The 14,721-nt window shown below is 30.2% G+C and carries 9 protein-coding genes; all 9 read left to right on the forward strand.

The genetic code is table 11. From position 1 onward, the window contains the following. The 9 genes from N5A56_RS13345 to N5A56_RS13380 all read left to right on the forward strand — a co-directional run bounded on the left by N5A56_RS13345 (position 1) and on the right by N5A56_RS13380 (position 14,705). Positions 1–651 carry a GDSL-type esterase/lipase family protein gene (locus N5A56_RS13345; protein ID WP_265725889.1) on the forward strand — a complete coding sequence of 217 codons (651 nt, stop codon included), beginning with the start codon at positions 1–3 and terminating at the stop codon, positions 649–651. Positions 652–703: 52 nt separating this feature from the next. Further along, on the forward strand, positions 704–1,804 hold the full coding sequence (locus N5A56_RS17535) for a beta-N-acetylhexosaminidase (RefSeq protein ID WP_337994812.1): 1,101 nt from the start codon (positions 704–706) through the stop codon (positions 1,802–1,804). 38 nt (positions 1,805–1,842) lie between these two features. Then, entirely contained in the window at positions 1,843–3,033 is a 1,191-nt protein-coding gene (locus N5A56_RS17540) for a family 20 glycosylhydrolase (protein ID WP_337994813.1), read from the forward strand. Positions 3,034–3,036: 3 nt separating this feature from the next. Further along, positions 3,037–4,383, forward strand: coding sequence for an alpha-L-fucosidase (locus tag N5A56_RS13355; RefSeq protein WP_265725891.1), 1,347 nt, complete (start codon positions 3,037–3,039; stop codon positions 4,381–4,383). A gap of 177 nt (positions 4,384–4,560) precedes the next feature. Next, positions 4,561–5,664 carry a PNGase F N-terminal domain-containing protein gene (locus N5A56_RS13360; RefSeq protein WP_274270480.1) on the forward strand — a complete coding sequence of 368 codons (1,104 nt, stop codon included), beginning with the start codon at positions 4,561–4,563 and terminating at the stop codon, positions 5,662–5,664. Positions 5,665–5,860: 196 nt separating this feature from the next. Next, positions 5,861–9,217 carry a glycoside hydrolase family 2 TIM barrel-domain containing protein gene (locus tag N5A56_RS13365; RefSeq protein WP_274270481.1) on the forward strand — a complete coding sequence of 1,119 codons (3,357 nt, stop codon included), beginning with the start codon at positions 5,861–5,863 and terminating at the stop codon, positions 9,215–9,217. Between the two features lie 19 nt (positions 9,218–9,236). Beyond that, complete coding sequence (lacZ, locus tag N5A56_RS13370) at positions 9,237–12,353, forward strand: beta-galactosidase, LacZ type (RefSeq protein ID WP_265725895.1); 3,117 nt, start codon at positions 9,237–9,239, stop codon at positions 12,351–12,353. A 402-nt stretch (positions 12,354–12,755) separates the two neighbouring features. Beyond that, the gene (locus tag N5A56_RS13375) at positions 12,756–12,869 is read left to right on the forward strand and encodes a sulfatase-like hydrolase/transferase (protein WP_265726154.1); all 114 of its coding nucleotides are present in this window, start codon (positions 12,756–12,758) and stop codon (positions 12,867–12,869) included. Between the two features lie 294 nt (positions 12,870–13,163). Beyond that, positions 13,164–14,705, forward strand: a complete 1,542-nt coding sequence (locus N5A56_RS13380; RefSeq protein WP_265725896.1) for a hypothetical protein — start codon at positions 13,164–13,166, stop codon at positions 14,703–14,705. The last annotated feature ends 16 nt before the right edge of the window (positions 14,706–14,721 follow it).

A 14,721-nucleotide genomic window follows, 5' to 3' on the forward strand; every position in this document is an offset into this window, starting at 1 on the left:
ATGAAAAAACTACTCATAATTTTAATACTAACTTTTGTGAATATAGGTTTTGCACAACAATATTCTGATCATTACTACAAAAGAAAAACGTTGTTTGAAAGTGAAAAAGATACAAAAAACGAAATTATATTTTTAGGAAATAGCATTACAGAAGGTGGTAAATGGAAAAAACTCTTCCCTAATAAAAATGTAATTAATAGAGGAATTAGTGGCGATGTTACAGACGGAATTTTAAATAGGCTACTAGAAATTACAGCATCAAAACCAAAAAAAATATTTTTATTAATTGGTACAAATGATATAGCTCGTGGTAAAAGTATCGATTATGTTTTAGAAAATACAGAAAAAATTATTTTACAAATCAAAAGTCAATCACCAAAAACAATAATTTATCTACAAAGTATTTTACCGATAAACCCAAATATAGGTAAAAAGTTTTCTGGGCATAAAAAAAATAATCAAAAAATTATAGATGCTAACAAACGTTTAAAAGAGTTAGCCAAAAAGTTGAATGTAAAATTTATCAATCTAAATAAAAAAATGAGAAATGGTAAAAAACACATCAAAGCAAAATATACTTATGATGGCTTGCATTTAAGCAAAAAAGGTTATCAAAAATGGAAAAGAATAGTTCGTAAATATGTAGAATAAATGACAACAAAAACAGTAATTATAAATAAAAGAATCATATAATTATAAAGAGATGGAAAAAATAAACAAACTTTTAATGTTGGTTATAATAACCACAATTTTTTCTTGTAATAACAACCAAGAAAACAAAAATTTTACAGAAAGTGATATTGCAATCATTCCAAAACCTGCAAAATTACAATTAGATAAAGGTGCTTTTCAGTTTGATAAAAACACCCAATTTATAGTTGCAAATTCTTCTCAAAAAGAAATTTATAGGGTTTTAATTGATAAATTTAAAAACATATCTAGTTGGAATTTAGAAGTATCAGAAAAAGTGCCAAAAGATAATTTTGTTCAATTTATTATTGATGATAATATTGAAGATGAAGGCTATAAATTGGTTGTAAACTCAACTAATGTTACAATTTCATCTAAAGGAAATACAGGTTTTATGTATGGTATAGAAACGTTAAGACAATTGTTACCTGTTGAAATTGAAAGCGAAAACGCTGTTTCTGGTAAAGATTGGTTAATTCCAAATTTAACAATCGAAGATAAACCACGTTATAAATACAGAGGTTTAATGTTAGATGTTTCTCGTCATTTTTTTGAAATAGATTATTTAATGAAAACCATAGATCGTTTGGCAATGCTAAAAATGAATGTATTGCATTTACATTTGGTAGATGACCAAGGTTGGAGAATTGAGATTAAAAAATACCCGAAATTAACAGAGGTTGGTGCTTGGAGAGTAGATCAAGAAGACAAACATTGGGATGGAAGACGTAAAACCTTGCCTAATGAAAAAGGAACGTATGGAGGTTTTTACACTCAAAAACAATTAAAAGATTTGGTGGCCTATGCAGCAACAAAAAACATCGAAATTATTCCAGAAATAGAAATGCCAGCACACGTTTCATCCGCAATTGCAGCGTATCCAGAATTGTCTTGTTTAGAAAAACCAATCGGAGTTCCTTCTGGTGGTGTTTGGCCAATTACAGATATTTATTGTGCAGGAAAAGAACATACTTTCGAGTTTTTAGAAAATGTGTTGTTAGAAGTTATGGGAATTTTTCCATCAAAATATATTCATGTTGGTGGAGATGAAGCTACAAAAACAAACTGGGCAAAATGTGCAGATTGTAAAAAAGAAAAAGAACCGAAGGTTTAGAGAATGTTGAAGAGTTACAAAGTTATTTTATAAAAAGAATGGAGCGTTTTATCAACTCAAAAGGAAAACGTTTAATTGGTTGGGATGAAATTTTAGAAGGTGGTTTAGCACCAGAAGCAACAGTAATGAGTTGGCGAGGTGTAAAAGGTGGTGTAGAAGCTGCAAAAGAAGGGCATGATGTAATTATGACTCCAGGAACGCATTGTTATTTTGATCATTATCAAGGACCACAAAATGAAGAACCTTTAGCTTGGGGAGGTTACACACCATTAAGTAAAGTGTATACTTTTGATCCTGTTGTAGAAGATTTAACAGACGAAGAATCAAAGCATATTTTAGGCGGACAAGCAAATTTGTGGTCAGAGCAAATAAAAACAGAATCACATTCAGAATACATGATTTATCCAAGATTGGCAGCTTTGTCTGAAACACTCTGGTCACCCAAAGAATCTAGAAATTGGGAAGATTTTTCGAGCAGAATTGTTACCATGTTTAAACGTTACGAATATTTAGGTATCAATTATGCAAAAAGTGCCTATTTAGTTACAGAAGATGTAAAAATTGATATGGAAACCAAAGAAGTTTCATTACGTTTAAAAAACGAATTTACAAACCCAGATATTCGTTATACTTTAAATGAAAATAAACTTACAGAGCGTGCCACAAAATATACATCACCTTTAAAAATTGATAAAACAACTACAATTCACGCCTCACTTTTTAAAGATGATACACCTGTTGGAGTTCCTTTTAACAAAACAATTGAATTTCATAAGGGAGTTGGTAAAAAAGTAACCTTTAAAGAAATATATAGCAAACAATATCAAGGAGAAGGCGCGTTTGGTTTAGTAAACACTTTGCGTGGCACTAAAAACTTTCATGATGGACATTGGCAAGCTTGGTTAAGTAAAGATATGGAAGCTGTAATTGATTTAGGTGAAGAAATGGTAATTACAGAAGTAACTTTAGGAGCTATGGAAAATCAAGGTCCAGGTATTTATTATCCAACAGCAGTAACTGTTTTTGTTTCTAAAGATGGTAAGAATTATAAAAAAGTGGGTATTCAAAAAAGGGCTTATGCTAAAAACCCAGCATCTGAATTAAAAGATTTTAAAATTTCTTTTGAAAAAGAGTCCACACGTTTTGTAAAAGTGTTTGCGAAAAATTTAACAAAAGCACCAAATGGAGGTGGTGTTTGGTTATTTGTAGATGAAATTATAATTAATTAAAAGATGAAAAAATATAAACTAGTTATTATTTTATTTTTCTTGTTGATAAATACTGTTTTTTCACAAGAAAAACCAACAAAAGAAGAAAGATTATCCTGGTTTAAAGATGCTAAATTGGGTGTTTTTATTCATTGGGGTTTATATGGTGTAAATGGAATTGGCGAATCTTGGTCTATGTATCATAAACGTATTTCTTATGATGATTATATGGCACAAAGCAAAAAATTTACTGCTGAAAATTACAACCCAGAAGCTTGGGCGAAATTGTTTAAAAAAATTGGTGCTCGTTATGCAGTTTTAACTACAAAACATCATGATGGTGTTGCTTTATGGAACACCAATTTTAGCAAATTAAATGTTGTTGATAAAACGCCAGCAAAAAGAGATTTAGTAATGCCTTTTGTAAACGCTTTACGAAAGGAGAATCTAAAAGTTGGTTTGTATTATTCTCTAATAGATTGGTCGCATCCAGATTATGATGTAGTTTTTTCAAGACCAAATACACACAAAAATTATCCACAGAAAAAACAAAATCAATTAACTCCTTGGCAACGATTTATTAAGTTTAATAGTAATCAATTAAATGAATTAAATAGTAATTTTAAACCAGATTTATGGTGGTTTGATGGCGATTGGGAAAAAACAAGCGAACAATGGCGAGCAGAGTCATTAAAGAAAACTTTATTAAATTGGAATCCAAATGTAATTGTAAACTCCAGGCTAAAAACGCATGGAGATTATAGCACACCAGAACAAGGGATTCCTGTTGTAAGACCAGAAGGAGCATGGGAATTTTGCATGACCATGAACGATAATTGGGGTTATTTTCCTACGGATAAAAATTACAAACCCATAGCACAAATTATTAGAACTTTTGTAGAGGTAATTGCGTCTGGTGGAAATTTATTATTAAATATTGGTCCAAAACCAGATGGAACCATCGCAAAAAAGCAAGTAGAACGTTTAGAAGCTTTAGGTAGTTGGATTAAAAAACACGAAAAAGCTGTTTTTAGTACAAAAGCAGGTTTGCCTTATGGTCATTTTTACGGCCCAACATTATTAAGTAAAGACAATACTAAAATTTATTTAGTTTTGTTTGATTCGCCCAATAATTATATCTCCTTAAAAGGAATTCAGAATAAAGTAAAATCAATAAAAGTTGTGGGTACAAACCAAGAATTAAGTTTTAAAAGAAATGGTGGTGCAGCTTGGAATAATATTCCTGGAATATTAAGAATTGAAATTCCCAAAGAAAATAATTTAGATAAAAATGCAACTATTATAGAGGTTGAATTAGAAGGCGCTTTAAAATTATATAGAGGTCATGGAAATGCAGTTGAATTGAATTAATTTTCAAAATAATAAATCTTACAAAATTTTAAACTCTTCCTTCAAGGTTTTTAAAAACTTGTAGGTTTAAATCTAAATACTGATACATAAAATTACCACAAAATGAAATTAAACTTTCTACTTATAACAACATTCTTTTTTACTGTGTTTTGTATAAATGCACAAAAACCTTTAAACGTGAAAATTTTCAATAAACAACCCATAAATTTTATGGGAGAAAAAGGAACAGATTCAGAAACAGTTCGTTTAATGGACGGTCGATTGGTGTATAAAAAAGTAACAGTACCAAATTTTAAAAATGGTACAGATGTAAATATTAAAATTACAGTTCGTTCTGCTGGAGATATTTGGGATAAATCTGGCTCTGCTTTTGTGATAAAAGATTTAGAAAAATTATCGATACTTTCTATTGCAGAAAAGGGTGAAAAATTTCCAAAAGATTCTTATATCGATGAAAAATTTCCAGGTTTTATTAACGGAAAAAACTTTAACACAACTGTAGAATTAATGCGTTTTATGACTCCTTTTGGGGTTGGATATTATAGTGATAATAAAGTAAAATACAGAAAACCAGTATATATACCAAGTTGGGAAAAACAAGTAGTTTGGGAACAAGATATTACTCCTTTAGAAAGTCTTGTAACAGGAACATTTTATGTTGGAGTTTGGATTGATTCATGGACAGCAGAAGGTTATGACTTTGATTTAAAATTAACATATTCCAACAGGAAACAACAAAAAGTGAAGGTAATTCCTTTGGTTAACACCATTCCTTATGTTGGTGGTCAGAAAATACCAGATAATTTTGCACATAATGATTTAGAGCAAGTTATAAATTTAAAAAAAGACGCAAAAAATGTAAAATTACATTACATAACAACTGGTCATGGAGGACATAGTGGAGGTGATGAATTTATCAAAATTAAAAACAGTGTTTATTTTAATAATAAATTGGTTTTAGATACCATTCCTTGGCGAGATGATTGTGCTTCTTTTAGAAGGTTTAACCCAACTTCTGGTGTTTGGATTCGTAAAGATTCTGCTTCTTATATCGACTCTAAAACAAGATCATATCAAATTAAAGAAATAGAAGAACGGATTGCATCATCAGATTTGTCGCGTTCTAATTGGTGCCCTGGTTCAGCAGTAAAGCCAATGGTGGTAGATTTAAGCGATTTAAAAGCTGGCAACCATACGTTTAAAATTAAAATTCCTGCAACACCTGTAGATGGTGATAAATTAAATCATTGGTTGGTATCTTCTTATATGACTTATGAGTAGTTTAAGATCGATATTTTAAGAAATAAAATTTAATAAATATTTATATGTATAACATAATGCAATAAAGGTATTTTGAGTATTTTAGCTAATTAAAATTAGTTTGATTTAAAAACGTATTTTACTGCAGATTAAATAACAATTATTATTTTTATTTTAGAAAATTAGTATCAATTTTTACCATAAATATTCAAATAGAATGACAGTTTTAAAGAAGAATTTTTTACAAGCATTTCAACTCTTATTTGTAGGTTTTGCTGTTTTAAATGTAACAGCACAAGAAAAAAATCCAATAACGGATTATCAACACTACATAGAAAATGAAGCGGTTATTAACGAAAATAAATTAGATGCACGTGCATCGTTTACATCATTTACTTCAGAAAAAGATGCGTTGAATAACAATGCAAAGTTTCATCAATCTTTAGATGGTATTTGGAAATTTAATTGGGTAAAAAACCCAAAAGATAGGCCAACAACTTTTATGAATGCTAATTTTAATACTTCTTCTTGGAATGATATTAAGGTTCCTTCTAATTGGGAGGTAGAGGGTTTTGGTGTACCTATTTATGTAAATCATCAATATGAGTTTAACGATTATAAAGCACCCATTGCAGATGATATGGAACGTGTTGGTAAAGTTTATCCAAAAGATCCTGGTAATGTGCCAGACGCCTATAATCCTGTAGGAACCTATGTTAGAGATTTTACAATTGCAGAGAATTGGAATGGAAAAGAAATTTTCTTACAAATTGGTGCTATGAAATCTGGCGGATTTGTGTGGTTAAATGGGCAATATATTGGCTATTCTCAAGGTAGTAAATTACCAGCAGAATTCAACATTACAAAAGCAGCTAAAACAGGAAATAATAAAATAGCAATCCAAATTTTTAGATGGACAGATGGTTCTTATTTAGAATGTCAAGATTTTTGGAGAATATCTGGAATTGAACGAAGTGTTTACATTTATGCACAACCAAAAGTTAGAATTTTAGATTACGAAGTAGTTTCTGTTTTAGATGGTGCATATAAAGATGGTGTTTTTGGATTAACGGTTGATGTAGAAAATAATTTGTCAAAAAAATCAAAAGGTTCTGTGGCTTATAAAATTTTAGATGCAAATAACAAAACTTTAGTTTCAAGTGAGAAATCAATCAACATTGATAAAAAGCAACACAATACTATAGATTTTTCTGCAACCTTACCAAATGTTAAACAATGGAGTGCAGAGCATCCAAACTTATATACTTTATTCATTGAAACAAAAGATAAAAAAGGAAGAACCATAGAAGTTACAACGTCTAAGATTGGTTTCAGATCTGTAGAAATTAAACGTGGTTTACTTTTAGTAAATGGAGAACGTATTACTTTAAAAGGTGTAAATACACAAGAAGCAAATCCTGAAACAGGTCATGTAGTTTCTGAAGAATTAATTATGAAAGACATTAAACTTTGGAAAGAAAATAACATAAATGCAGTGCGTTTAAGTCACTATCCACAGCAAAGACGTTTTTACGAATTATGTGATATTTATGGTTTGTATGTGGTAGATGAAGCCAATATAGAATCGCATGGAATGTATTATGGAAAACATTCTTTGGCTAAAAAAGACAGTTGGGAGAATGCGCATGTAGATAGAATGGTTAGAATGGTAGAAAGAGATAAAAACCATCCTTCTATAGTAATTTGGTCTATGGGAAATGAAGCTGGAAATGGTGTAAATTTCTTTGCAGGTTATGATGCCATTAAGAAAAACGACAAATCGAAAAGACCTGTACAATATGAGCGTCCTTATAAAGATTATGATGGAAGTTTATGGGATATGGAATCGAATACAGATATTATTGTGCCTCAATATCCAACGCCTGCAAGGTTTGAAGCTGTAGGAAAATCAAAAACAGACAGACCTTACATACCAAGTGAATATGCACATGCTATGGGAAATAGTACTGGTAATTTTCAAGATTATTGGGATATTATAGAGTTGTATGACAATTTACAAGGTGGTTTTATTTGGGATTGGGTAGATCAATCTATCTGGAAAACCAACGAAAAAGGCGAACGTTTTTATGCGTATGGAGGAGATTATGGTAAAAATATGCCAACTGATAATACGTTTTTGAATAACGGAATCGTGTTTCCAGATAGAACGCCACAACCTGCTTTATACGAAGTTAAAAAAGCGCACGAATTTATCAATTTTAAAGAAAAAGGAATCAACAGACATAATGAATTAAGAGTTTTAGTAGAGAATTTATATGATTTTACAGATTTAGACCAGTTTAATTTTACTGCAGAAATAAAAGCTGATGGAAACGTTTTAAAAACGATAACTATCAAAGATGTTTCAGTAGAACCTCAAACAGGAAAAATTGCAAGAATTTCTTTAAGTGATGTTGATTATCAAGAAAACACAGAATATTTTGTAGAAATTTCTGCAACCACAAAAAAGGCTTGGGGAATTTTACCAAAAGGTTTTGAAGTTGCTCATGAGCAAATTGCTTTGTCTCGTAAATTCAGAAAAGAAATTACAGAGATTAAAGAAAAAGAGTCTTTAAAAATAGAAAAATCAACTGAAAATATTGTGGTTTCTAACAGCAATGTAAAAGTAGTTTTCAATAAAGAAAAAGGGCAAATTACTTCTTATATTTTTAACGGAAATGAATTGTTAAAAGATGGAAATGGACCAAAACCAAACTTTTGGAGAGCACCAACAGACAATGATTTTGGTAGCCAAATGCAAGCCAAAAACATCGAATGGAAAAAAGCATCTATCTTTATGAAAGTGGCAAAATTATCATCAGCAGAAAACAAAGATGGTAGTGTAAGTATTTATGTTACTTATAATTTACCTGGCATAGAAACTACATTTGATTCTCATTATCATATTCTTGGAAATGGTGTTGTTAAAATTGATAATACCTTACACGAAACTACGTATAAAGCAGATTTACCAAGATTGGGTATGCGTTTACAATTACCAAAAAAATATGAGATTATGACTTATTTTGGTAGAGGTCCTTGGGAAAATTATACAGACAGAAAAGCGTCTGCATTTATCGATTTATATGAATCTAAAGTTAAAGACCAATATGTGCCTTATGTACGTCCGCAAGAAAACGGATACAAAACAGATGTACGTTGGTCTGCCTTTGCTGATGCTAATAATAACGGATTGTTAGTGGTTGCAAATAACCAATTACAAGGTTTGGGAATTAGTGCTTTACACATGCCAAATGAAGATTTTGATACCACTGAAAGTATAGCATACAGTGGAAATGAAACTTTAAAACAAGAGTTTAGAACAGATGGAATTCCGCAAATAAACGCCTCAAAACATATTAATGATATTAAAGAACAAGATTTAGTTCAATTAAATATAGATTTAGGACAACGTGGAGTTGCAGGTGATAATAGTTGGGGTGGAAAACCACAAGAAAAATATTTAATGAAAGGACAAGAAAAACAATCATATAGTTTTTATCTAATTCCGTTTAAAAATGGTTCTAAACAAGACTTTATAGCATGGAGTAAATTGTATGCGAATCAAAAATAATTGCATTAAAGAATCAGAGATGAAATACATTAATAATTTAGCGAAAGTAGTATTCTTATGTTTTTTAGGAATCAATTTTTTACAAGCACAAACGCTTGATGCTGTAATTGAAAATCCAGATGTAATTGGTATCAATAAATTGGATGCAAGAGCAACATTTTTTCCTTATAATTCTTTAGAATTAGCAAAAGAAGATAATGTGTCAAAAGCAGAAAATCATCTTTCTTTAAACGGAACGTGGCAATTTAATTATAGCGAAACTCCAGAAAACAGACCTGTAGATTTTTACAAAGAAGGTTACAATACATCTAATTGGAACTCCATAAAAGTACCCTCAAATTGGGAAGTAGAAGGTTATGGTGTTCCCATTTATGTGAATGCTAGGTATCCTTTTCAAAAAGGATATTTGAATCCACCAGATATTCCTGATGGAGATAATCCTGTTGGTTCTTATAAACGTACTTTTAACGTGCCAAATAATTGGGATGGTAAAGATATTTTTATACATTTTGGTGCTGTAAAATCGGCTTTTTATATTTGGGTAAATGGCAAAAAAGTTGGGTATAGTCAAGGTTCTAAATTACCAGCAGAATTTAATTTGACCAATTTTGTAAAACCAGGAAAAAACAGCATTGCTTTAGAAGTGTATAGATGGAGTGATGGAAGTTATTTAGAATGCCAAGATTTTTGGAGAATTTCTGGTATTGAAAGAGATGTATATTTATATGCAAGACCAAATATGCAAATTGCAGATTATTTTGCAAAAGCAGGTTTACAAAATAATTATACAGATGGTGTTTTTAATTTAGTTTTAGAGATAAAAAATATCGCATCAAAAAAGCAAAAGGGTACAGTTTCAATTGCAATTACAAGAGACAATAAAACCGTTTTTGCTGCAAATTCTAAATATGAATTAATAGCAAATATAAACAAAACCTTAAATTTTGATAAAATAGTACCTAATGTAAAAACGTGGTCAGCAGAAATTCCTAATTTATATCAATTAGAGATTATTGTTAAAGATAAAAAAGGAAAAACTGTAGAGGCAATTTCCAGAAAATTAGGTTTTAGAACATCAGAAGTAAAAGGCAGCCAATATTTAGTAAACGGAAAACCGATTTTATTTAAAGGTGTTAACAGACATGAACATGATGCAAATACAGGTCATGTGATTTCTAGAGAAGATATGTTGCGTGATATAAAAATTTTTAAACAATATAATATCAATGCCGTAAGAACTTCTCATTATCCAAACGATCCTTATTTTTATGAATTATGTGATGAATATGGAATTTATGTGGTTGATGAAGCTAATATAGAATCGCATGGAATGGGCTATGCTTTAGACAGAACTTTGGCAAACAATCCTGCTTGGTTACAATCTCATAAAGAACGAGTTGGACGAATGGTAGAACGTGATAAAAATCATCCTTCAATAGTAATTTGGTCTTTGGCAAATGAAGCTGGAAATGGCTATAATTTTTACGAATCGTATTTATTAGCAAAAAAAATTGATAATACAAGACCAGTACAACATGAAAGAGCAGTACATGAATGGAACACAGATTTATTTGTACCCATGTATGCAACTCCAAAAGATATAGAAGCGTATGCCAAAAATGATAGAAGAACAAAGCCTTTAGTACAATGTGAGTATGCACATGCTATGGGAAATAGTATGGGTGGCTTTAAAGAATATTGGGATTTATTTGAAAAGTATGATAAATTACAAGGAGGTTTTATTTGGGATTTTGTAGATCAAGGAATAAAAACCGTTAAAAATGGCAGAGAAATTTATGCTTATGGAGGTGATTATGGTCCTGAAGGCACACCAAGTGATAACAACTTCTTAAACAATGGTTTGGTACAACCAGACAGAAAAGTAAATCCACATATATATGAAGTTGCACACATTCATCAAGATATAAAGTTTTATGAAAATAATCTTAAAAATGGTGTAATTGATATAAAAAACTGGTATTTCTTCAGAGATTTAGCAAATTACACCTTAAATTGGGAAGTAATTGCAAACGGAAAAATAGTAGAATCTGGAACTATAAAATCTCTTGATATTGCTCCACAAACTAAAAAAGCAATAAAAATTCCTTTTACAACAACTTTTATAAATAATGTAGAATATTTTTTAAATGTTTCTGTAATTTTAAAAGCTGATGAACCTTTATTAAAAGCAGGTCATCAATTAGCTTATGAGCAGTTTCAACTACAAAAAGCTACAGTTGTTGTTCCAGAAAAAGCATCAAGTGCTATAAATTATACTGTTAAAGATGAGTTGATTAATGTAACAGGAAATAATTTTAAAATTCAATTTAATCAACAAAAAGGAACCTTAACAAACTATACTTTTAAAAACAAAAGTTTATTAGAAAATGGTCCTGAAATTAATTTTTGGAGAGCACCAGTAGATAATGATTATGGTGCTAGAACTCAAAATAAATTTAAAGTTTGGAAAGATGTTGCTCAAGATTCAAAAGTAGAAACTACTGTAAAAAATGGTTCTAAAAATGAAGTAGAAATATCATTTTCAAGAACTGTTTTGAATGGAGATGCACAATTAATTCAAACCTATTTGGTTGATGGAAATGGTGCTGTAAAAATTACAAACCATTTAAAAGCGATCAAAGGAGAATATCCTAATATGTATAAGTTTGGGAATAAATTAGTGTTACCTGAAGCGTATAAGAACATCACTTTTTATGGTAAAGGACCTTTTGAAGCCTACACAGACAGACAACATGCAGCAAAAGTTGGTTTGTATAAACAAACTATTTCAGCCCAATATTTCCCTTATATTCGTCCACAAGAAAATGGAAATAAAAAAGATATTCGTTGGGCAACTTTAACCAAAAATGATGGTTCTGGATTGCAGTTTTTAAGTGAAACATCTTTTCATATTTCTGCATTAAATTATAGCGAAGATGATTTAAGTTCTGGTGATAAAAGAACACAAAAACACGCAGGAGAATTAGACCCAAGAAAAGAGGTTTTTGTAAATATTGATGGTTTTCAGCAAGGAATTGGAAGTATAAATAGTTGGGGAAGATTGCCAATGAAACAATACAGATTGCCTTATAAAAGTTACTCTTATTCATATTGGATGATTCCTGTAGAAAAATAAAATTATGTATGTAAAATAGACTAATATCGACTTTTGTTTTTGTAACAGAAGTCGATTTTTGTTTTAAAGTATTAAAAATTAAACATTTAGATTAAGGATATAATAAAAATGGAAATAATTAAATTAGCATTGCAAGGGATTGGTTTTTTAACTTTTATCTATTATTTGAGAGAATTTGTTAAATTTTTAGTCAAGTATTTTAAGTTAGATAAGTACCGTTTTTTTGCTTTTGAAGATAAAAATAAGAATTATAAGTAGGTCTATTTTTTTCAAAATAATTTTAAAAAAATAAATATGAAGTTTTTAAAAAACCTTTCGATTTTATTAGTTTTATGCTAAACTTTTAGCTGTCATAATAACATAATAACTAACAAAACCAACAAAAAAACCAATATCATTTATATTTTAGCAGATGATTTTGGGTATGGAGAATTAGGTGTTTACGGACAAACAAAAATTGAAACTCCAAATATAGACGCACTTGCAAAAAATGGAATGTTATTTACACAGTATTAAACTTACTATTGTTAACTCAAGGTTGGAGGTGCTTTGGATGGAATGAGCAAAAGCTAAAATCGCAAAACCCATTAAAAACAACACAGTTAACTAATGGAGTAGAAGGTGAGTTTACTTAAATATAGCCACCAATGTTAAGTCAATATTTAGAATTCTAAAATAGAATAATATGCACAAAGATTTTTATATTCCTTTGATTAAGCACATTCATAAAATTGTATTAACAATATTATTCTCCTTTTTTTGCCCATTCTTTTGTGGTCACAACAAAATAACGTTTCTTCACACGCTTCATTGGCTGAGAAAATTTATTTGCAGTTTGATAGCAAGGTTTATACAAATGATAAAACCATTTGGTTTAAGTCCATTGTTACCAATGCTATCGATCATACGCCTACTATATTTAGTGGAGTACTATATGTTGAGCTAATAGATTCAGATGAAAAAATAATTGAAAAGAAATTGATAAAAATAGAGAATGGTATTGGAGATGGTTTTTTTCAGTTAAGTGAAAACTATTCTGAAGGTCTTTATTTAATTAGAGCCTACACAGAATGGAACAAAAATTTCGATACAGATTTTATCTTTAAAGAATACATTCAAGTATTTTCAGCTTCAACAAAAGAAAAACCAGATCCTATAAGCAATGTTACACTTGTAGAAAAGCAAAATAATGAACGTCGTCTTACAGCATATTTTAATCCATTAACAATAGACAATCTTCACAAAAAAAATCTCACTCTTTTTATAACCCTAGATGATAAGAAAGACAGTTTGTCAATCAAAAAGAATAAAGAGGGCAAATACCTAATCGATTACACAATCCCTGATAAATGCCAATTTGTTACATTACAAATTCAAACTAAGAACCTTTTCAGGTATTCAAAAACCATTGCTTTGAATAAAGATCATCTTGATTTGCAATTTTTCCCTGAAAGTGGAGAGTTAGTACACGGAATACAAAGTATAGTAGGCTTCAAGGCATTAGACTATCTAGGAAAAGGAAAAAGCATAGAAGGAGAAATACTGAACGGAAAAGATGAGGTTATTACTAGTTTTAAGAGTAATCAATTAGGTATGGGAATTTTTACACTAACCAATGTTGACAGCAATACTACTTATTATGCTAGACTGAAATCACAATCAGAAGAAGGGCTATCATTAATTTATCCTTTACCAGATGTTGCGGCCATAGGTAATGTATTGTCAGTAATTAAAAAAGAGGATGAAATACTCGTAACAGCCTCTACCAACTATATGAAAAATGACAGTATTTCATTAAGGATTTCTTGCAGAGGATTCGTTTATTCTGATATAAAGGGTCGTTTTAAGGAAGGGACACTTCTATTTTCTTTGCCAGCAGATAAGCTTCCTGAAGGTATCATTGCCTTTACAATGATGAATAGTTCAAAACAACCAGTTGCAGAAAGACTTTATTTTAATGAAAGACCAGAAAGCAGAATAAAAATTGGACTCTCTACTAATAAGAATACGTACACGCAACGCGAATTGACAAAACTAAATATTGAAACCATAAATAATGAAAACGAACCGGTTAAAGCCAATTTATCATTGCTGGTATTGAACAAAGAACAAATGGGACAAATGCAGAATACGCGCCAAAATATATTGTCTTACTTTTTGTTGAGTTCAGACTTGAAAGGAAAGATAGAAAACCCTGGATTTTATTTCAGCAAAGAAAATACCAACCATAACAATCTAGATGCTTTATTGCTCACTCAAGGTTGGCGAAAATACCATTATACAAAGCCTATACAAAAGATTTTTTTCAACCAGAGCTCAACCTCTCTATATCAGGCTCAGTTGATGGGGTAATTTTTAAGAAAAAAAG

This window comes from Polaribacter ponticola (assembly GCF_026191475.2).
GTDB lineage: Bacteria > Bacteroidota > Bacteroidia > Flavobacteriales > Flavobacteriaceae > Polaribacter > Polaribacter ponticola.